We start from the raw sequence: 20882 nt of genomic DNA on the forward strand, positions 1-20882 counted from the left end.
CACCGGCGGCCAAGCGGGTTCCCGCCCGATGTTAAGCTGCAGCGACTCTCTTCACAGCCCTGGATCATGAGCGGACGCCGAGACCAGCACGACGGACATCCACCCATTCGCACCGAGCCCACCCTGGGTGATCTCGATCGCCTGGATGCACCGAAGAGTGCGCGCGGCGATGGCTTGCCGCAGGTGTCGGTCGAGCCGCGCCATCCGCGGGGCCGGCTAGCCGAACCGCCACGCCGCAAACGTCGACGCGGCTGGCTGATGCCGCTGTTGCTGCTGCTGGTCATCGCGCTGGTTGCCGGACTGTGGTTCGGTCAGAACCGCTTGCGTGGAATGCTGCCCCGCACCGATTTCAACACGGTACTGACTCAGGCACAGCAGGCCTTGCAGGATGGCCGTCTGGACGGCCAGGACGGCACCAGTGCGCGCGAGCTTTTCCAGGCCGCCACTGCGCTCGAACCGGACAACGATCGCGCCCGCGATGGCCTGCGTCAGGTGGGCAAGGCGGAGCTGGCGCAGGCCGATGCCGCATTGCAGGCCGGTCAATTGTCGCAGGCCGCACAACAGGCGGCGCTCGCTCGCGAACTGCTCGGCGGCGGCAGCGATATCGACCGGCTCGACCAGGCAATCGGCAGTGCACGCGCCGCGCAAGTGCAAACGGTGGACCTGGTGGACCAGGCACAACGGGCACTGGTTGCCGGCAAGCTGGACGGCGCAGATGGTGCCGGCGCGCTGTACCGGCAGGTGGTGCGCGCGGATCCCGGCAACGCGGTGGCGGCGCACGGGCTCGATCAGGTGGGCAATGCGCTGGCCGTGCAGGCACGCCATGCATTCGACGCGAATGACAGCGCCACGGCCGATGCCCGCATCGAGCAGCTGGCGGCGCTGCAACCGAACAACGGCGCGCTGCCGGCGTTGCGCGCGCTGCAGGCACAGATGCATCAGCAGGACAACGGCGCGCTGGATGCCGTGCTAAAGCAGGGCCAGGACGCGTTGCGTTCCGGACACATCGAAGGCCAGGGCGACGACACCGCGTTGGCGTATTTCCAGTCGGCGCTCAAGCTCGATCCCGACAATGCACAAGCGCGTGCCGGGCTTGGCAAGGTGGCGCAGGCCATGACGGTGCAGGCCAACGCGGCGCTCGATGCCGACGACGCGGCGCAGGCAGCCCGGTTGCTCGACCAGGCCGCCGAGCTGGCGCCAAAATCGGCCGATCTCGCCGCGGCGCGGGCACGTCTGGACAGCGTGAAGAAACAACGCCCCGAAGCCGTCGCCGCGCCGGATGACGCTGTCGCGCCGAATGCACCGGCAACCCTCTCGCCGCAGCAAAGCGCGGCGCTCGCGCAACTGGTGCAGCGCGCGCAGGCCGCCACGAAGAGCGGCAACATCATGATGCCGCCGGGCGACAGCGCGTACGACCTGTACCGCAGTGCGCTGGCGATCGATGGCAACAACCCGGAAGCCGTTCACGGATTGCAGGCCTTGCCCGGCCAGGTCGAGCGGCAATTCAACCAGGCCCTCGCCGCCGGCAGGCTGGACCAGGCCGACGACATGCTGGCGAACCTCGCCGAACTGGCGCCGGGCGATGCGGCGCAAGGCGCCTTGGGTGATCGACTGGCAACGGCCTGGCTCGACCAGGCCGAGCAACAGCTGGCGCGAGGCGATCGCGTGGGCGCCAGCCAATCGCTCGATCATGCACGCAAGCTCGCACCGAATCATCCGCGCGTGCAGGACCTGAGCGCGCGACTGCAGGCCAGCCAATGAGTGCTGCATGACGGTGCTGGTGTTTGGCGGCAGCAGCCAGATCGGCCATTTCCTGCTGCCGCGTCTGCTCGCCAGTGGCGAACCGGTACTGGCACTGAGCCGGCATCCGCGTCCGCCACAAGCTGGGCTGACCTGGTTGCAGGGCGCGTTGCCCGAGCCATTGCCATCGCTGCCGCCATTGTCCGCGGTCATCAGCTTCGGTCCGCTGCAGGCGCTGTCCGACTGGCTGGCGCAGGCCGATCTCGGCACCGCGCCGCGGGTGATCGCCACCAGTTCGATGAGCGCGGAAACCAAGCGCGACTCCGCTGTGCCGGCCGAGCGCGAGATCTCCCGGCAGCTGCGCGCGGGCGAACAGACGCTGGCGACGGCATGCGAACGTCACGGTTGCGCCTGGACGGTATTGCGACCGACCCTGGTCTACGGCGCCGGGCTGGACAAGAGCCTGACCCCGATCGCCCGTCGCGCGATGCGCACGCGGCTGTTTCCTTTGCCTTCCGGGCGCGGCCTGCGTCAGCCGGTGCATGCCGACGATATTGCGCAGGCCGTGATGGCGGCGCTCGAATGTCCGGCCGCGGCGGGACGCATCCTGTCGATCGGCGGCGGCGAACGGTTGCGGTCCGGCGAGATGTTCGCTCGGGTGCGCCGCAGCCTGTCTCGATCCACCGTGCCATTGCCGGTGCCGGCGTGGTTGCTGCGCCTCGGGCAGGGCGCGGTGCCACGATGGCGTGGACCGCTGAGCCGACTGGACAGCGACTTGGTTGCCGACAACGCCGCCCTGCAGCAGTTGCTTGGCGTGCACCCAAGACCGTTCCAGCCAGAGTCGGCGATGTGGATCCCGCCGACGTCATTCTGACCTTCGCCGTTGCGTTGGTCGTCGTCGTCGGGTTGCCCGTTTGCCTCTGTTTTGCCCTGAAACCGGCCGCTGCGTTCATATGCGCGCCGGGTAGCAGGCCCTATGATCGAACCACTTGATTGCCGGATTTCCCCACGTTGGACTTCTTGAACCGCCTTCGCTCACTCGCGCACCGGTGTTGGCCGTGGGTGCGTATCCCGTTCTGGATCGGCATGGGCCTGTTGTTCGGCTTCGTGTTGCCGTACACGCTGGTATTGAACAAGCGGGTGCAGGATCGCTTCAACGACCTGGTGTTCGCGGTGCCCACGCGGGTCTACGCGCGCCCGTTGCCGTTGGCAGCCGGCACGCCGATGACGCCGGCCGCGCTTGAACTCGAACTGATCTTCGCCGGCTACAGCAACGATGGTCATGGCGAAGTGGCCGGCAGCTGGGTGAAGCAGGGTTCGCGTTACACGATCGCCTCGCGTGGTTATGCCGGGCCGGATGGCGGCGAGTTGCCCAAGCGCGTGCGCGTCACCCTGGGCAAGGGTACCGTGCAGTCGGTGCAGGACATGGCCGGCGACAAGAAGATCGCGCTGACCCATCTCGATCCCGCGCGTATCGCCACCTTGTACGGCGCCACCCAGGAAGAGCGTCGCTTCGTGCACCTGGCCGACGTACCGCCCTTGCTGGTGAGTGGTTTGCAGGCGGTCGAGGATCGCGATTTCAACCATCACATCGGCATCGATTTCGGGGCCATTGCACGCGCGGCATTCGCCAACTTGCGTGCCGGCCACACCGTGCAGGGTGGCTCCACGCTGACCCAGCAACTGGTGCGCAATCTGTTCCTCAGTCGCGACCAGACCTTTGCGCGCAAGATCAACGAGGCCTTGATGTCCTTGCTGCTGGAAGCGCATTACAGCAAGGGCCGCATCCTCGAGGCCTACGTCAACGACGTCTTCCTCGGCCAGCAGGGCGGTCAGGCCGTGCATGGATTTGCCGCCGCGTCGGAGTTCTATTTCGGTCGCCGCCTGCAGGATCTGCGGCCGCAGGAAATCGCATTGCTGGTCGGCATGGTGAAGGGGCCGAGCTATTACGATCCGCGCCGCACGCCGAAACGTGCGCTGACCCGTCGCAACCTGGTGCTGCAGGAGTTCTTCGACACCAACCTGCTCAATGCGGGCCAGCTCAACGCGGCGCAGGCTGCGCCGCTGGACATCGTCAACAACGGTCAGCTGCCGCACAACCGCTTCCCCGCCTTCATGGAGCTGGTGCGCAGCCAGATCACCGCCGACTTCGACGAACAGGCATTGCGCGAAGGCAACCTGTCGATTTTCACCACGCTCGATCCGGCAGCCCAGCTTTACGCCGAGCAGGCGATTACCAGTTCGTTGACGGGCCTGGGCAAACGTGGCGATGGCGTGCAGGCGGCTGGGGTGGTGACCAATGTGCAGAGCGGTGACGTGCTGGCCATGGTGGGCAGTCGGACGCCGGGTGATCCGGGTTTCAACCGCGCGCTGGACGCGCGCCGGCCGATGGGTTCGACGGTCAAGCCGTTCGTCTACCTGGTGGCGCTGACCCAGCCCGAGCGCTGGAACCTGGCCAGCCTGATGGATGACAGCCCGGTCGCCATGCGCCAGCCCGATGGCAGCATGTGGACACCGCAGAACGACGATCATCGTAGCCACGATCCGTTGACCATGGTCGATGCGCTGGCCCATTCGTGGAACCTGGCGACGATCCATCTCGGCTTGTCGGTGGGCCTGCCGCGGATCAAGTCGTTCCTGGAATCGTTCGGCCTCACCGACGTCAATCCCAGCCCGTCGCTGCTGATCGGCGCGATCGACCTGGCACCGTTCCAGGTCGCGCAGTTGTATCAATACCTCGCTGCCGATGGCCATGCTCTGCCCCTGGTGGCGGTGCGCGGCGTGCTCGATGGAAGCGGCCGCACGATCAAGCGTTACCAAGTGCAGGGCGGCAAGGGCGAATACCAGGAAGCGGTGCGGCTGACGACCTGGGCGATGCAGCAGGTCGCCGAATACGGCACCGCCAGCTCGATCGGAAATTCCGGACTGGCGTGGCTGCATGCCGCCGGCAAGACCGGCACCAGCAACGACATGCGCGACAGCTGGTTTGCCGGCTTTACCGGCGAGCATCTGGCGGTGTTCTGGATGGGCCGCGACGACAACAAGCCGACCACCCTGTTCGGCGCCACCGGCGGCCTGCGCGCGTGGCGCAACCTGTTTGCCAAGCTGCCCACACGGCCGCTTTCCGCCGGTGTGGGTGACGGTCTGGAGATGGCCTGGATCAATCCAGGCGACGGCAAGCGCACCGAGTCGCAGTGCCAGGGCGCGCGCCAGGTGCCGGTGATCGCCGGCAGCCTTTCGGTCGATACCGAAGGCTGCTTCTGGCAGGGCGTGCAAAGCCTGTTCGGCGCTGGCCAGCCCTCTCCCGCCACCACCGCACAGCCTCCTGCCACCACCGTCCCCATCGGAAACTGATCATGTGGTCCTTGTCCAAGCGCCTTTCCGCCTTTTGCTCCCTGATGGCCGTAGCCCTGCTTGCCGGCTGCGGCATGTTCGCCACGACCCCTCCGCCCGTCGCGTCGCCGGCAGCACCCAGCTATGACCTGGTGGCCGCGATTCGCGCTGCCGGTGACCGGGAGAAGTCCGTCATCGACGTCAATCCGCTGCGCGATCCCGGCGTCACCGCGTTACAGGACATCGCGAAGAAGGATGAGCAGGCCGGCAACTACGCGGACGCCGCCGCAAAGCTGGATCAGGCGATCAAGCTCAGTCCGGAATCGCCCGATCTGCTGCAGGACCGGGCCGAAATCGCGGTGCGTCTGAAGGATTTCCCCGGGGCCGAACGTCTCGCGCACCAGTCGTGGTCGATCGGGCCAAAACTCGGGCCGCTGTGCGCGCGCAACTGGCAGACCATCGTCGAAATGCGCCTGCAGGCGCATGACCCGGCGGGTGCGACCACGGCACGCAAGTGGGTGCAGCAATGTCACAAGGCGGGAATTCCGCGCTATTGATCAGGGGCGGCAAGTCGTTGCGCCGCGTGTTTGATCCGTTCGAACCTGCCGCTGTCGATAGAGGCGCGAAAACCCCGGCGATTTTCGCGAACGAATGCGTGGCCCGGTTTGCCACGCCGGTCCGCTCGGCCATACTTGGCGGATGACCGATCTCGATAACACCGAGTCCGACGACATCGGCACCCTGCTCGGTGCCGACGGTCCGTTCGCGCGTGAACTACCGAACTTCGCACCGCGGCTGGCGCAGCAGGCCATGGCGCGAGCGGTGCAGCAGGCGATCGCCGGACGCGACACGTTGATCGCCGAAGCCGGCACCGGCACCGGCAAAACCTACGCCTACCTGGTGCCGGCGCTGTTGTCGGGTGAACGGGTGATCATCTCCACCGGCACCAAGACGCTGCAGGACCAGCTGTATTTCCGCGACCTGCCAAAGGTGCGTTCGGTACTCGGCACGCGTCTGAAAACCGCGTTGCTGAAAGGTCGCGCGAATTACCTGTGCCTGTACCGACTCGACCAGACAGTGCGCGAAGGGGCCACTTTCGAACGCGCCCAGGCCGCGCAACTGGCGACGATTCGCGCATGGTCCGCGCGCACGCGTCGCGGCGACCGGATGGAGCTGGCCGAGGTGCCGGAAGAGTCGCCGCTGTGGCCGCGGGTCACCTCGACGCCGGAAAACTGCCTCGGCGTGGAATGCCCGTTCTTCGATGACTGCCATGTGGTGAAGGCACGCCGCGAAGCATTGGAGGCTGACGTGGTGGTGGTCAACCACCACCTGCTGTTTGCCGATCTGGCATTGAAACAGGAAGGTTTCGGCGAAATCCTGCCGGGCGCGGCGGCGTTCATTCTGGACGAGGCGCACCAGATCCCCGAACTGGCCGGACAGTTTTTTTCGCAGAGCATCAGTGCGCGCCAGTTGACCGAGCTGGCGCAGGACGCCTTGACCGAATGCAGCGGCGTCACCGGCGCCATCGGCCTGCTGCTGGAGCCGGTGGAAGCGTTGCAGGATGCCTTGCGAAAGCTGCGGCTGGCGATGGATCCATTGCCGTCGCGTGGTGCGTTCCAGCAACTCGAAGACCGTGCCGGCATGCGCGAGTCATTGCACGACCTGCATGATTTGCTGGCCACGCTGAGCGAACTGCTCGCGTCGCAGGCGGAACGTTCGCGCGGCTTTTCGAACCTGCACGAACGTGCCGAACTGTTCGCCGAACGGCTGGAGCGCATCGTCGACGGGCAGGGCGATCGCGACGTGCGCTGGTACGAGTACTACCCGCGCGGGTTTGCCTTTTACGCCACGCCGCTGGATCTGGCGGCGCCGATGCGCAGCCTGCGCGAACGCACCCAGGCGGCATGGATCCACACCTCGGCTACGTTGTCGGTTGCTGGCAACTTCGATCATTTCGCGCGCCAGCTCGGCCTGGACGATCCGCAGACACTGAGCCTGGAAAGCCCGTTCGACTACGCGCGGCAAGGCTTGTGTTACCTGCCTTCCGGCCTGCCCGATCCGAACATGCGTGATGGGAGCGGGCGCGACTACACCGAACAGGTGATCGAAGCCGTATTGCCGGTGCTGCACGCGTCGCATGGCCGCGCTTTCCTGCTGTTCACCTCGCACCGCGCCCTGCGTCGCGCCGCCGAACTGCTGCAGGACAAGGTGCCATGGCCGCTGTTCGTGCAGGGCACCGCGCCGCGGCCAAGACTGCTGGAGGAATTCCGCGCCAGCGGCCACGGCGTGCTGCTCGGCGCAGCGAGTTTCTGGGAAGGCGTCGACGTGGTCGGCGAGGCGCTCAGCGTCGTGGTGATCGACAAACTGCCGTTCGCCGCCCCCGACGACCCGGTGCTGATGGCCCGCCTCGCCGCGCTGGAACAATCCGGCATCAACCCGTTCATGGGCTGGCAGGTGCCCAGCGCGGTGATCGCGCTGAAACAGGGTGCCGGCCGCCTGATCCGCGACGTGCACGACCGTGGCGTGCTGGTGCTGTGCGACCCGCGGTTGACCAGCAAGGGCTACGGCAAACTGTTCCTGGCCAGCCTGCCGCCGATGCCGCGCACTTGTGAGCTGGCGCGTGTGCAGGTTTTCTTCGATGATGTGTCGGCCGCGACCGGATAGTCGCGACGCTCGATTGAATGTGGGAGCGGCTTCAGCCGCGATGCCGCCGCTTTCTATCTCTCAAGAAGGGCATCGCGGCTGAAGCCGCTCCCACAGGAATCTCCCACAGAATCTCGTCCACCTGACAACTCCCGTAACGAGGCAAACCATGGCCAAGGTCACCGGACTCGGCGGCATCTTCTTCAAGTCACGCGATCCCGCTGCACTTGCTGCGTGGTACGCGAAACATCTTGGCCTCAATGCCGAGGAATGGGGCGGGGTTCGCTTCGACGAGAATGAAAAGCGTCCTGGCTATACGTTGTGGTCGCCATTCGCCGCCGACACCGACTACTTCGGTCCCGGCCTGCAACCGTACATGATCAACTTCCGCGTCGACGATCTCGACGCGCTGCTGGCGCAACTGCGCAGCGCCGGCGTCGCGGTGGACGAGCGCGTCGATCAGAGCGAGTTCGGTCGCTTCGGCTGGATCACGGACCCCGAAGGCACACGGGTCGAGCTGTGGCAACCGCCGGCATGATGGCTTGAGTCGTCAATCCAGCGGCGCGCCGAATCGTTCGCCGCGCGGTCGGTAGTGACGATCGGGGTCCAGCGAGGCGACCACGTAGTGCGCGCGCCCGACGATCTCTGTGCGTGGGAAGAAGCCGAAATAACGCGAGTCCATGCTGTTGTCGCGATCATCGCCGAGCAGCAGGTACTGGCCCGGCGGAATTTTCACCGGCCCGAAATTGCTGACCGGACTGGGCCGGTGGTCGGACAGGCGGATCGCGTGGTGCATGGCGCCATAGCGTTCGGTGGCGTAATGGGCCGGGTCGCGCAGGTCATCATGGATACCGATGTACCGATCGGCGGTGTAGCTGGCGACGTGGTCGTCGATGTACAGGACGTTGCCGCGCATCGCGACTTCTTCACCGGGCAGGCCAATCACGCGTTTCACCAGACGCTCGTGGGCGGCCTGCGAATCCAGCACCACAATGTCGCCGCGTTGCGGGTCGGCCAGGTGCCGCAGCGAGAGGTGGGTCAGCGGCAGGCGGATGTCGTAGGCGAGCTTGTCGACCAGGATGCGGTCGCCGATGCGGATGGTCGGCTGCATCGAGCCGGTCGGCACCACGTTCCAGTCGGCCACCGCACTGCGGAACACGACCATGCACAGCATGAAGGCGATGAAGCCGCGATTGCGGGTCAGAAAGCGGACGAACGTGCGCATGCCAATCTCCGGTCTGGTTTCCCCAGTGCAACGCGGTGCCTGGGCGGCAGCACCGTGTCAGAGGAAGGACCGCGCCGAACCGGCGAAGTTTCAGGGCATGGTTTACGCCATCGCATGGCCGAAGTCAGGAACCCTTTGCAGGGTGGTCGCGGGATTCGACAGGATGGATCTTCGGCGGCTGTCGCGGCGGACCTGCGCTGACGAAGGTCGGCGTCGCCCGGCGCAGCGATGAGGTGAGGGCACTCAGTCCCGTGTGATGGGAGCGAGCGGGAGTTGCGCCGCCATCTTCACCAGATCCGCCAGCGAGCGCGCTTTCATCTTGCGCATGACCTTGCCCCGGTGCGCCTTTACGGTGATCTCGCTGATACCCAGGTCCGCGGCGATCTGCTTGTTCAATCGACCGACCACCACCATCGCCAGCACCTCGCGTTCGCGTGGAGTCAGCGACTCGTAGGCGTCACGCAGTACATGCAGGGTCTGCTCGCGCGCCAGGGTGTCGCGGCTGCGCTCCAGCGCATCTCCCATCGCACGCAACAGCACATCGTCCTCGAACGGCTTGGTCAGGAATTCGGCGGCACCGGCCTTCATCGCCCGCACCGTGAGCGGGATGTCACCGTAGCCGGTGATGAAGATGATCGGCATCTCGGGGCGGTCATCGCCGATGGACGACTGCAGGTCCAGTCCGTTGAGATCCGGCAGGTTCACGTCGAGCACCAGGCAACTGGGCACCGCCGGTCGTGGGTGGGCAAGAAACGCCTGTGCGGATTCGAACAGCTCCGGCTGCCATCCGGCGAAGCGGATCATCAGCTCCAGCGACTCGCGCACCGACACGTCGTCATCCACGACGAACACGATAGGCAGGGATGAGGGCATCGGTGGGAACCTCGAATCGTCGATGGATACACAGTTCGCGTTGAACATGCCACGACCTCCCGCTCTCGTCGACTGTTTCAGTGCACCGGCAGCGCGGCACTCAGCGCCTTGAGCAGGGCCGCCTCGCTGAATGGCTTGAAAAGGCAGTCCACCGCGCCTTGGCGAATCAGCCGCGGCCGCTCGGTCGCGTCGCCGTGGGCGGTGATGAAGATGACCGGGATCGCGTACCCGCGCCGGATCAGTTCCTGCTGCAGATCCGGCCCCGACATCCCCGGCATGGCGATGTCCAGGATCAGGCAGCGGGTCGTCTCGACGTGGCACGATGCCAGGAACGCCTCGGCCGACGCGAAGGCCTCGACCGTAAAGCCGAATTCCCGCAGCAGATCCGGCAACGACTCGCGCACGGATTCGTCGTCATCCACCACCGATACGAGTAGCGGCAAGCCCATCAAAAACTCTCCATGGCGTGATCCGGGTCGATGCTGCTGTCCAGGTTGACGATGTCTGTATCGGACGCGCCAACTTCGCTGTCGGTCGGGTGTGGAAGGGAAAACGCGAAGGTCGCGCCGGAGCCCTGGTTTGGCGTGGCCCAAAGTCGGCCCTCATGGCCCTCGATGATGGATCGGCTGACCGACAACCCCATGCCCATGCCCGTACTCTTGGTGGTGTAGAACGCCTGAAACAGGCGATCCGCATCGACAGGATCGAAACCCGTGCCACTGTCGCTCACGGCGAGGCGAACCCGTGCGCGCGTATCGCGTTCCGTAGTGATCCGCATGTGGCGCGGCCGATCGGTCACGTCGCTCATCGCATCGCTGGCATTCATGATCAGGTTGAGGATCACCTGCTGCAGTTGCACGCGGTCGCCACGGATCAACGGCAGGTCGTCGGCGAAATCCGGATGCAGGATCACGCCGCCGCGCTGCAGTTCGCCCAGCAGCATCGCGATCACTTCGCGCGCGGCCTCGTTCAAATCGACGTCTTCGATCGTCAGGTCCTTCTTGGCGAACAGCGCACGCAGTCGCTTGATCACGTCGGAGGCGCGGTTGCCGTCGCGGATCGTGCGCCGCGCGGTTTCGCGCGCGCCGTCGACGTTCGGCGGGTCGGCGCCGAGCATGCGCAGGCAGGTGTTGGCGTTGGTGATGATGCCGGCCAGCGGCTGGTTCACTTCATGCGCGATCGATGCCGTCAGTGCGCCGAGGGTGGCCACGCGCGCCACGTGGGCGAGTTCGGCGCGCACCTTGCCCAATGCCTCTTCCGCGTGCCGGCGCTGGGTGATGTCCTGCACGGCGGAGATGTATGCCAGTCCACCGTCTTCATCGCGCGTGGTGTGGGCGACAAGGTGCAGGAATTTCACTTGTCCATCGGGCATGAGCAATCGGTGCTCGCTTTCGAAATCCCTGGCATCGTGGCGTCGCCGTTGCAGCATTTCGTCGTGTGCGGGGATGTCTTCCGGGTGGATCCGGGTATTGATCAGGTCGTGTGTCAGCGTCACGCCGGGTTCGAATTCGTAAATCCGGTACAGCTCTTCCGACCAGAGGATCTCGTCGGTGTTCACCCGCCAGGCCACGGTACCGGTCAGAGTCAGGCGCTGGGTCCTGGCCAGGAACGCTTCGCTTTGCCGCAACGCCGTCTCGCTGCGCGCGCGTTCGATCGCGATGCTGGCCAGGTGGGTGAACTGTGCGATCAGGTTGTGATGCGTCGGCTCGGGGGACCTGGGCGCGCGGAACAGGATCGAGACGACGCCCGCCACGCTGCTGCAACTGGACCTGATCGGCATCGACCAGTGGGCACGGATGCCGTGCGCAAGGGCCATCGAGCGCCATGTATCCCAGCGGGTTTCTTCAGCCAGATCCGCCGAGAACACTGGCACGTCGCTTGTCGCCGACAGCGCGATGGGGCTGGCATCGGGCTCCAGCGGTCGGCCATCGGTGTCCTCCAGCAAGTTGGCTGGGACCCCAGGGGCAGCTCCTGGCTGCAGGCGCAGGCGCTGCGACGCTTCCTGCAACGAGCGCGTGCGCTGGGGATCGACCAGCACCACGCTGCAAAGCGCGCCGTCCAGGCTCGCCTTCACCAGTTCGCAGAGCGACGCGAGCACCTGCGTCAACGGCGCGCCGCCGGCCATCAGGCCCAGCAGAAGCTTCTCGCCCTCGAGCAGTAATTCCGCCCGCTTGCGATCCTCGATGTCGGTGTTCTGTCCGTACCATTTCAGCACGTGGCCAGCGTCGTCGAGCAGTGGCACGGCACGGATCAGGAACCAGCGGTAACTGCCATCGAAACGGCGCAGCCGGGCTTCGAACGAACCCGGCTCGCCGGCCTCCAGCAATGCCTGCCAATAATTGCCAAGGACCGGGGCATCGTCTGGATGAATCCGTGAGACCCAGCCGATGCCGAGCGAGTCTTCCAGGCTGATGCCGGTGTAATCGCACCAGCGCTGATTGAGAAATTCCACGCTGCCATCTGGCGCTGCCCGCCACACGAAACCCGGCACGGTGTCGATCAGCGCGCGAAGGCGGTCCTCCGAAGCGGCCAGTTCGCCGAGCGTGCTGGCCAGCAACACCTCGCTGCGCTTGCGGTCGTCGATGTCCTCATCCAGCGTGCACCAGCGCGTGATGCGGCCTTGGGCATCACGCACCGGCAAGGTGCGCACGTGGAACCAGCGATACACGCCATCGGCGCGACGCACGCGAAATTCCATCTCGAACCGCTCACCGGTTTCGACGCAACGCTCCCATTCGGCGATGGCCGCAGGCAATTCGTCGGGGTGAATGAGGTTCGCCGACTTCCAGCCGCGTTGCTGCTCCAGCGTGGCGCCGCGGAATTCCCGCGCCTGGCGATTGGCATATTCGATGTCACCGTCCGGCGTCATCAGCAGCACGGAAGCGGGGATCACGTCGGCAATCGCCGAAAAATCACCAGGCAGTGCAGGTGCATCCCCGCCAGCCTGCCGCTGGTCCTCGACGTCGATCAGCATGCCGCACCAGTGGGTGGTCGCCCCGCTGCCGTCGTTCAGTGGACGAACCCGCAGGAGAAACCAGCGCCAGCTGCCATCGAAGCGGCGCAGCCGCGCCTGCAGATCGCCGGGTTGACCGGATGTGAGCATGTCGCGCCAGCCCTCGCGCATCCGGGCAAGATCCTCGGGATGAATGGCGCGCAGCCACCCGTCGCCGCTGGCATCGGCCAGCTTGCCGCCGGTGTATTCGCACCAGCGCGCGTTGACGAAGTCGACGCGTCCATCCGGGAGTGCAGTCCATATCAAGCCGGGAAGCACATCGACGACGCGGCTGAGTTGATTGTCCATGCCGGCCCTCTCTTGGCGGTCGTCGTTCCAGCAGAATGCGCTACCGGTGAGTACCTGCCCATCATACTTTGGTGTCGGTTGCCCGCGTGTGGTCACGGTATGCGTCGGGGTCGGACGCATCCGGAAAGGGTTGCCAGAAGTCCCGGCCCGCCTTCCGTGAAGCGAACTCCCGCTGCAAGAGAAGTGTCGGGGGACATCAACCGACACCATCGTGCAATCGCGCTGCCGTACCCCGCTCTGGTCTGATCGTCTGCCCGATCAAAGCAGAGAGATCACGCTCATGAACGACAACAACAGTCTCGCCGGCAAGACCGCCCTGGTCACCGGCGGCTCCCGTGGCATTGGCGCGGCCATCGTGCGCCGGCTGGCCAGCGAGGGCGTTGCCGTGGCCTTCACCTACGCCGCTTCCCCCGCGGCCGCCGACGAACTCGTTACAGGCATCGCGGCGAACGGCGGCACCGCCGTCGCGATCAAGGCGGACAGCGCCGAGCCCGCCGAAGTGCAAGCGGCGGTGGCGCAGACGGCGCAGTGGTTTGGCCGTCTGGACATCCTGGTCAATAACGCCGGCATCATCGGCAACGGCACCGTCGACAACTACGCGCTGGCCGATTTCGACCGTATCGTGGCGGTGAATGTGCGCGCCGTGTTCGTGGCGGTGCAGGCGGCTCTGGTCCACATGGGCGAGGGCGGGCGGATCATCACCACCGGCAGCGTGGCGGCGGATCGCACCGGCTTTGCCGGCTCTTCTGCGTACAGCATGAGCAAGGCGGCCGTCGCCGGTTTGACCCGCGGCATGGCCCGCGATCTCGGTCCGCGTGGCATCACCGTCAACGTGGTGCAACCCGGCCCCACCGAAACCGACATCGTCAGCGACGAATCCGTGCGCGAACGGCTGCGACCGATGATGGCGCTGGGCCGCATGGGCAGCGGCGACGAAGTGGCCAGCCTGGTCGCCTACCTGGCCCGGCCAGAGGCCAGTTACATCACCGGCGCGGCGTTGACGGTTGATGGCGGCTATCTGGCGTGAACGGCTGGCGAGCGCTGCTTTACCGGTGCAGGAGAAAGCCGGAAGGACTCTCGACCCAGGTTCTATCCCGTTTACCCCGTTCTCGCTGAGCGTAGCCCGCGTAGCGGGTGGAGTCGAAGCGCCGCCAGGTCAGGCCGCCTTCGGCGCCGACATGTTCTTCGATTTCCTCGCTCCTCAAAGCCGTGGCCATCCATGGCTACTTCCCGCCGTTCTGGTCTTCTGCCGATTCCTGGAGCACATCAAGAGCAAGAGCTTTCGTCCTCCTTGCGGAGGGCGAGTCCCTTTCTCTTGAGTGGCCAAGAGAAAGGAACCAAAGAGAAGGCCACCCCGCTTCCGCGCCTTGCGGACATCGGGCAACTGTTCCTTCGTTGCCTCAACTCGGGCATCCATGCCCTCGCCTGTCCGCAAGGTCCGCGTGCGGGCTACGGGGTTTGTCGACAGTCCATCGGGCAACTGCTCCTGCGTTGCCTCAACTCGGACATCCATGTCCTCACCATGGACTGTCGACAAACTGGCCGGCATCCCTGCCGGCCACCATGCGGGCTTTCCTTCGCCCGCCCGCCGCTGCAGAGGGGCCCCGGTTAGAGCAGCAGGCCATCCTGGCCCGCATTTTTCAGAAGAGCCCAAACCACGCCGCCTACGCCTCGCGCAGTTGGCAGTCGCTTCCCTTACGCCATGCACGTGAAGAAGCGTAGCGACGCACGGAGTAGCCACGATTGAAAGAAGTCTTGCATTCTGTCTATCCGGGCCGGTACAGAGCCAGCTTGCAGCCAACCGAAACCCCGCAGATTCGAACGGCTCGCGCCGCCTGCTTTCGACCCAAAGCGGACATCCGAAGAGTGCCGCTTCCGATTTTCAGCGCAGTTTCGCTCGATCCAGCGAGTCGTCCACGGTCAACTCCGACTTACCGCCAAAGGGCGAGCATGATGAGCCTTTTTGGTCTCGACGTAAGGCGCGCCGGATCCGAATAAACCGGTAGGGAAGTCCCGAAAGGAACGAGGCAGTCTGGTGATAACATCCCGTGGCAGGCTTTTAACCCATGAGCCTGAAAACTTCTTCGGGGGGAAGGAGAGATGACGAGCCAAGAGGAAGGCTCCGCGCCGATTGAGATCGAGGCGTGGTTAAACAGCAGGCCCAGTTGGTTGCGGGCTGCCGCGCATGATCTGATCACCTACCGGCACATGCCGGACGAGGCAGGCATCGACGCATTGGCGGATCACTGCCTGCAAGAAGCCGCAAAGGCGTTGAGCCAGGATTCCGCTCTTCTGGAGTCCGGCGCCATCGCCGGCACTCCGGGGCGCGCAGGACTGCGACTGGAACGTCTGTTCGATATCTGCGGTGTCAATGCGTTGGGCGATCAAGCCCAGCTCGAGTTGAAGGACGCGGACTTGGCGGTCGTGTATGGCCCCAACGGGTCCGGCAAATCCGGCTACTCACGTTTGACCAAACATTTGTGTGGGGCGCGCTTGGCCGGTCCGATGCATGGCAACGTCTTTTTGGGCGCCACCGAGAAACCCACTGCAACTGTGGAAATCAGGGCAATTGGTGAAAACGGGGCAGCGGTTGAAGCCTCCGAATTGGCGTGGGATCTGGCGAATGGGCCTTTGCCTGAGCTGAAAGCGATCCCGGTATTCGACACAGTGACATCCGTGGAGTTCGGCGATAACGCGACATCAGCTACGCACATGCCTCGGTCCATGGTGTTCATGGGGCGTCTCATCGAAATCTCCGATCGCGTCGGCACCAAATTGCGCAAGCGAGCGGATCTGCTGGTGAAACAGCTGCCGCAAATCAATGCGGACTTGTCCCAATCGCCGGCGGCTGAGACGCTTCGGAGGCTTCTTAAGCCTAATACCCAAGACGCGGCCATTGACGCCGCTTGCAGCGTGTCCGACCAGGAGCGCATGGAACGAGTCACCTTGGAAGCGGCCTTGGCACAGGCCAACCCGGCCGAGCTTCATACCAAGGTGGTCAAACAGTTGGAGCAGCTCGCCAAGATCAAGCAATCGGCGCTGGATCGAGAAGGAGCCACCTCCGCCGATCCAGCCAACGCAATCATCGCTGCTCGAGTAAAGGCCATCCACAAGCGAATGGCGGCTGGCGCGCACGCCACCGCGCTATTCAATGAGGTGCCGCTGAAAGGCGTTGGAGAAGAGGTTTGGCGCCGCTTGTGGGCGGCTGCAGAAGCGTATTCAAAGACCTCGGCCTACCCGGATCACGAACACCCGAACGTCGACGAAGGGGCGAGGTGCGTGCTGTGCCAACAGGAACTCGACACCGACGCCAAAGCGCGCATGCTCGGGTTCTCTGAGTTTATTCAGAACAAACTTCAAGCCGACGCAGCGGCCGCCGAAACGTACGTCAGTAACCTGGTCAACATATTGCCAGTCACACCCGATGATCAGGTGTGGGTCACCGTGAGCCAAGCCATTGGCTTGGACGTGGAGGCTGGCGAATCACTGCGAGCGGCCGTGGACGCGCGAATTAGTGCTTTGAAAACGGCTTCCGACGTGGCGAACATCCCCAGCGTGGATTGGTCGGTTTGGCACGCCGCGTATGACAAACGGGCCGCAGGTCTGGAGCTGGAACGCGATCAGCTTGCTGGGTTGATTGACGTGGAAGGCAGGGATACCAGTCAGAAGCGGCTGTTCGAGCTGCGGGGCAAGGAGTGGCTGGCTGCAAACGTTTCCGCCATCAAGGCCGAGGTCAAACGCCTGACCGTGGTCGCGAGGCTTGAGACGGCCATCCGTTTGACGGCGACGAACACGCTCACGTCGAAGAACAACGAGATCGCCAGCGCAGAGTTGGCCCAAGGGTTCTGCGATCGCTTTAATGCCGAGATGCTGAAGTTGGGCGGCAAAGGCTTGCCCGTGGTAATGAACCACAAGTCCCAAGGGAAAGGTCGATTCACGTTCTGCGCGGAACTGCTCGCTCCCAAACAGGATGTCCACAAACGCGAGGTGTTGAGCGAGGGCGAGCAGCGGCTTATTGCCTTGGCCGCCTTCTTGGCCGATGCAACCGGTAACGTTCGTTCCATCCCTATCGTGTTCGACGACCCTATCTCATCGCTGGACCAGCAGTTCGAGGAGGCGGTGGCCTTGCGGATCGCCGAGCTTGCAGAGGGCCGTCAAGTCATCGTGTTCACCCATCGGCTGTCGCTCATGGCCCTGTTGCAAGACGCGCACGAGAAGCGCGTCGAGAAGGGTTCGAAGGTCCGCTGCAAGGTCATCGCGATCGGTCGGGAAGGGCAGCAGACGGGCGTGCCTTCCTCGGTAGACACGTTCTCGCTGAAGCCCAAGCCGGGGCTAGGCCAGCTCGTCAGTGAGATGGGTTCCGCTAAGAAACTGGAACCAAAGTTTAAACGGATGGCATTGAAGGACGCCTGCAGCACATTCCGCATCCTGGTGGAGCGCACAGTGGAAATTCACTTGTGCGCGAATATCGTTGGGCGCTTCCGCCGTGAGATCAAAACAATGGGGTTGCTCAAGAAGCTGGTGGCCATCGAACCTGCGGATTGCATCTTCATAGACGATTTGATGTCGAAGTACTCTGCCTTTGAGCACTCCCAGCCGGACGAAACGCCCACCCACTTGCCCGATCCCGACGAGATCATCGCCGACGCCACCGCACTGCGAGCGTGGATCGATGATTTCGAGAAGCGGGCCAAAAGCGCCGCGGAGGGAAAAGCGGCAGCATGAACTCACCGACCTCAAGCAGTGCGTTACTCAGAAGGCGGAGCGCTACTGGCCGATCAGCGACAGTCACAAGTCGACCCAAGCGAACATTGCTATTGGCCACTTATCACTGATGCTCGCCAGACTGACGGATGTCGGGACGAAACAATTAGTTGCGCTTCGCTGGACGGCATGTTGTAACCATCCGCGCATGGCGCACGGTATGTTGCCGCGTCAGTGTTCGACATCCTTCAAGGAATCCACGTGTCTGATTACGACTTCAGTACCCTCAATGACAAAGAGTTCGAAGCTCTATGCGTCGATCTGCTCGGCCGAGCATTCGGAGTGACGATTGAGCGGTTCAAGCCCGGGAAGGACGGCGGCATAGACGGCCGCTTCTTTATAGGCGGGGATATGATGGTGGTCCAATGCAAGCATTGGCTCAATACACCGTTCTCCAAATTCTTAAAGTACATGTACGAGACGGAACTCCCGAAAATCAAACGGCTTGCGCCGAAGCGCTACATACTCGCCGTCTCGTATCCGCTGTCACCACCGCAAAAGCAGCAGATTTCTTCGCTGCTTGCCCCGTATATCTCCTCCCCGTCAGACATTCTTGGCAGGGAGGGCTTAAATCAGTTGATCTCCGAGCACCCCGACGTGGAGCGGCGTCATTACAAATTGTGGCTACAGAGCAGCAATATGCTCTTTAGCATCCTCAATAACGCCGTTGAGGCGAGAAGTCGATTTCACTTAGAAGAGATCAAAGCCAGCGCGCATACGTACATTCCAACGACGTCGCACTGGGCAGCTCTCGATAAGCTTGATGGTATGAGAGTTGCCATCATCACAGGCGCTCCTGGCGTGGGCAAGACCACACTGGCAAATCACCTAGTACTACACTATGTAGCCGAAGGCTATGATTTCGTGCAAATCGCGGACGCCATTGAAGAAGGTGAGGCGGTGTTCAACCAAGGGCGTAAACAGATCTTCTACTTCGACGATTTTCTAGGCGAGAACTACCTCCAGGCTGTCTCTGGTCACGAGGGGAGCCATATCGCGCGATTTATTAGCATGGTTAGAAAGTCGAAAGACAAGCTATTCGTCCTTACGTCACGCAGTAGCGTTCTAAACAAGGGTAAGTCGATCTTCGAGAAACTTAAGGATGTGAATGTTCAGAAGAACGAATTCGAAGTAGAGATCGAAGCCTTGAGTGAAATGGATAAAGCTGCAATTCTTTACAACCGGATCTGGCATTCAGGGTTGGCGGTGGAGTACATAGATCAGCTCTACATCGACAAGCGTTACCGTCAGGTCATCGAGCATAAGAATTTTAACCCACGTCTGATCGCCTTCATGACTGATCCCGATCGACTGGGGGAGGTCCCAGCTTCGGAGTACTGGGACCACATTCTTCGTTCCACGAACAACCCAGCAGACGTCTGGGAGCTGCCGTTCAACAACCAGGCCGATGATTTTGGCCGAGCCCTCGTCACGTTGGTAGTGATGAACGGTCGACCGGTTCGCGAGACGTTGCTAAATGATGCGTATCAGCGGTTTATATCGCTTCCAGATAATTCTCAGATGAGCGGAACGCGCGACTTTTACGCTGCGCTCAGATTGATGACAGGGGCAATGCTAAACCGCCTCCTCTTGGATGCGAGCCATCGATCAATCAGCGTCTTCAATCCATCTGTGGGCGATTTCCTGCTTCAGCGATTGAAGTCTGACAAGCACCTTCTTCGGCAAAGTGTGGTCGCGCTTGCCAGCGACTCTGTGATCGGGACAATGAGAGGAATGCTAAGCAACGATTTGGCCGGGCGCACTTTAGTCAATCAAGTTTGCGAGAGCGCAATGCTTGATATCGTGGACTCTAGGTTCCTCGGGTGTAAGGCGTCCTTCATCGCTAGCCTCGTAGTACTAAGCAACTACACCCGTCAGGCTAATATTTTCGTGAGCTCTGCGTACAAGGCATGCGTAGCCTTCGCATGCTCCGATCCGGAAGGTGCGAGCGCCGATACGATTAATATCCTGGCAGCCGCGCACCAGCGGGGTGAGGTCGGAGACGATAAGATTGAATCTTACTCAAAGGTCACGATACCGAACGTATTGACTGACGAAGAGATTCAGGCGATGGCTAAACTTTTGTACCAAGTCAGCGACAGCTATTCCAATCGCGGAACTCTTCTGGACTTGTTCGAAGCGCAGGTTTTTGAAATCGCATCGAACAATTTCGACGACTTTTTTGAAGTATCGGACGTCTTGAGGGGGATTTCGCCGTACGATAACATTGGCGCAATGGATGCGCTTCGCGATGCTGTTCAACAACGTTTCGAGTCTCTGGATGTACACCCGAACGATGACGGTCGTGCTCGTGATTTGCTAGATAAGTATGACGTTGATGCCGCGCTGGAGCGATATCATGGGAATGATGACTATGAAGACTCCTCTGATGGACATACTTCCTCTCGACTGTCGGAGGTGATCGTGTCGGACGGTGTCGATGATCTTTTTGACAGGTCTTAGGTCCGAGTCGATGTGAGGTTGCTCGGTTTCGGTAGACACTTAGTAAATGGCTTCTAGCTTAGCTTGAACTGGCGTTCGGTAGGAGTTGAAAGCGTGCAATCGATGTCAGAGCAGACCCTCACAATGGTCTCCGCCTAAACACACATCCGCGAATGACCGCTCTTGGCCGATAGCAGACACATGCGCCGAGCGAATATCCATCCAACGCCAGGAACCTTTAGCTCTCGCAACCGCAACGCGGTTGCGCACTGAGTGCGGGCCACGGCGAGGGCATGGATGCCCGAGTTGAGGCAACGCAGGAGCGGTTGCCCGATGCCCGGCAAGCGCCAAGCGGGGTGGCCTTCTCTTTTGGTTACTTATCTCTTGGCCACGCAAGAGATAAGTAACTCGGGCGCCGCAGGCGCACGAAAGCTCTTGCTCTGAAAGCCTCGGTAAGTCCGGATGCAAGGACAAGCAAGAGCATCGCGACTGAAGTCGCTCCTACAGGCAACGGATGAACGAGGCGCCGGCATAGCGAGGGTTTTGGCGATGCCGACGCGG

At 62.9% G+C, this 20882-nt stretch carries 13 protein-coding genes; 9 read left to right on the forward strand and 4 right to left on the reverse strand.

Annotated elements, in window-relative coordinates; genetic code table 11:
* Positions 1-66: 66 nt before the first annotated feature.
* The 6 genes from ACPPVV_RS04740 to ACPPVV_RS04765 all read left to right on the forward strand — a co-directional run bounded on the left by ACPPVV_RS04740 (position 67) and on the right by ACPPVV_RS04765 (position 8254).
* Positions 67-1761 carry a hypothetical protein gene (locus tag ACPPVV_RS04740; protein ID WP_426702322.1) on the forward strand — a complete coding sequence of 565 codons (1695 nt, stop codon included), beginning with the start codon at positions 67-69 and terminating at the stop codon, positions 1759-1761.
* Between the two features lie 7 nt (positions 1762-1768).
* A complete protein-coding gene (locus ACPPVV_RS04745; protein ID WP_426702323.1) occupies positions 1769-2614 on the forward strand; it encodes an NAD-dependent epimerase/dehydratase family protein in 846 nt (281 codons plus the stop codon).
* A 137-nt stretch (positions 2615-2751) separates the two neighbouring features.
* A complete protein-coding gene (mrcB, locus tag ACPPVV_RS04750) occupies positions 2752-5094 on the forward strand; it encodes a penicillin-binding protein 1B (RefSeq protein ID WP_426702324.1) in 2343 nt (780 codons plus the stop codon).
* Positions 5095-5096: 2 nt separating this feature from the next.
* Positions 5097-5630 carry a tetratricopeptide repeat protein gene (locus ACPPVV_RS04755; protein WP_426702325.1) on the forward strand — a complete coding sequence of 178 codons (534 nt, stop codon included), beginning with the start codon at positions 5097-5099 and terminating at the stop codon, positions 5628-5630.
* A 142-nt stretch (positions 5631-5772) separates the two neighbouring features.
* Positions 5773-7737: an ATP-dependent DNA helicase gene (locus ACPPVV_RS04760; protein ID WP_426702326.1), complete on the forward strand. Its 1965-nt coding sequence runs from the start codon at positions 5773-5775 to the stop codon at positions 7735-7737.
* A 148-nt stretch (positions 7738-7885) separates the two neighbouring features.
* Positions 7886-8254: a VOC family protein gene (locus ACPPVV_RS04765; protein ID WP_426702327.1), complete on the forward strand. Its 369-nt coding sequence runs from the start codon at positions 7886-7888 to the stop codon at positions 8252-8254.
* A gap of 12 nt (positions 8255-8266) precedes the next feature.
* Here ACPPVV_RS04765 and lepB read toward each other — a convergent pair whose 3' ends face one another.
* From lepB to ACPPVV_RS04785, 4 genes are all read right to left on the reverse strand, one after another.
* Entirely contained in the window at positions 8267-8941 is a 675-nt protein-coding gene (gene lepB, locus ACPPVV_RS04770; protein ID WP_426702328.1) for a signal peptidase I, read from the reverse strand.
* A 243-nt stretch (positions 8942-9184) separates the two neighbouring features.
* Positions 9185-9814, reverse strand: coding sequence for a response regulator transcription factor (locus ACPPVV_RS04775; protein ID WP_426702329.1), 630 nt, complete (start codon positions 9812-9814; stop codon positions 9185-9187).
* Positions 9815-9891: 77 nt separating this feature from the next.
* The gene (locus ACPPVV_RS04780) at positions 9892-10263 is read right to left on the reverse strand and encodes a response regulator (protein WP_426702330.1); all 372 of its coding nucleotides are present in this window, start codon (positions 10261-10263) and stop codon (positions 9892-9894) included.
* Entirely contained in the window at positions 10263-13115 is a 2853-nt protein-coding gene (locus ACPPVV_RS04785; RefSeq protein WP_426702331.1) for a PAS domain-containing protein, read from the reverse strand. Before ACPPVV_RS04785 ends, ACPPVV_RS04780 begins: the two co-directional genes overlap by 1 nt.
* 280 nt (positions 13116-13395) lie before the next feature.
* On the opposite strand from ACPPVV_RS04785, the gene ACPPVV_RS04790 reads away from it, so the two are divergent.
* The 3 genes from ACPPVV_RS04790 (at position 13396) to ACPPVV_RS04800 (ending at position 20342) form a co-directional block, all read left to right on the forward strand.
* On the forward strand, positions 13396-14142 hold the full coding sequence (locus ACPPVV_RS04790; protein ID WP_426702332.1) for a 3-oxoacyl-ACP reductase family protein: 747 nt from the start codon (positions 13396-13398) through the stop codon (positions 14140-14142).
* 1073 nt (positions 14143-15215) lie between these two features.
* Positions 15216-17840 carry an AAA family ATPase gene (locus ACPPVV_RS04795; protein ID WP_426702333.1) on the forward strand — a complete coding sequence of 875 codons (2625 nt, stop codon included), beginning with the start codon at positions 15216-15218 and terminating at the stop codon, positions 17838-17840.
* Between the two features lie 240 nt (positions 17841-18080).
* Entirely contained in the window at positions 18081-20342 is a 2262-nt protein-coding gene (locus tag ACPPVV_RS04800) for a restriction endonuclease (RefSeq protein WP_426702334.1), read from the forward strand.
* Positions 20343-20882: the final 540 nt, after the last annotated feature.

This window comes from Rhodanobacter sp. Col0626, from assembly GCF_049994385.1.
Taxonomy (GTDB): Bacteria; Pseudomonadota; Gammaproteobacteria; order Xanthomonadales; family Rhodanobacteraceae; genus Rhodanobacter.

What these genes read in the sequence shown, in the direction of transcription:
- ACPPVV_RS04740 (WP_426702322.1), top strand. Translation starts at nt 67, where the DNA reads ATGAGCGGACGCCGAGACCAGCACGACGGACATCCACCCATTCGCACC.
- ACPPVV_RS04745 (WP_426702323.1), top strand. Translation starts at nt 1,769, where the DNA reads ATGACGGTGCTGGTGTTTGGCGGCAGCAGCCAGATCGGCCATTTCCTG.
- ACPPVV_RS04755 (WP_426702325.1), top strand. Translation starts at nt 5,097, where the DNA reads ATGTGGTCCTTGTCCAAGCGCCTTTCCGCCTTTTGCTCCCTGATGGCC.
- ACPPVV_RS04760 (WP_426702326.1), top strand. Translation starts at nt 5,773, where the DNA reads ATGACCGATCTCGATAACACCGAGTCCGACGACATCGGCACCCTGCTC.
- ACPPVV_RS04765 (WP_426702327.1), top strand. Translation starts at nt 7,886, where the DNA reads ATGGCCAAGGTCACCGGACTCGGCGGCATCTTCTTCAAGTCACGCGAT.
- lepB (WP_426702328.1), bottom strand. Translation starts at nt 8,941, where the DNA reads ATGCGCACGTTCGTCCGCTTTCTGACCCGCAATCGCGGCTTCATCGCC.
- ACPPVV_RS04775 (WP_426702329.1), bottom strand. Translation starts at nt 9,814, where the DNA reads ATGCCCTCATCCCTGCCTATCGTGTTCGTCGTGGATGACGACGTGTCG.
- ACPPVV_RS04780 (WP_426702330.1), bottom strand. Translation starts at nt 10,263, where the DNA reads ATGGGCTTGCCGCTACTCGTATCGGTGGTGGATGACGACGAATCCGTG.
- ACPPVV_RS04785 (WP_426702331.1), bottom strand. Translation starts at nt 13,115, where the DNA reads ATGGACAATCAACTCAGCCGCGTCGTCGATGTGCTTCCCGGCTTGATA.
- ACPPVV_RS04790 (WP_426702332.1), top strand. Translation starts at nt 13,396, where the DNA reads ATGAACGACAACAACAGTCTCGCCGGCAAGACCGCCCTGGTCACCGGC.
- ACPPVV_RS04795 (WP_426702333.1), top strand. Translation starts at nt 15,216, where the DNA reads ATGACGAGCCAAGAGGAAGGCTCCGCGCCGATTGAGATCGAGGCGTGG.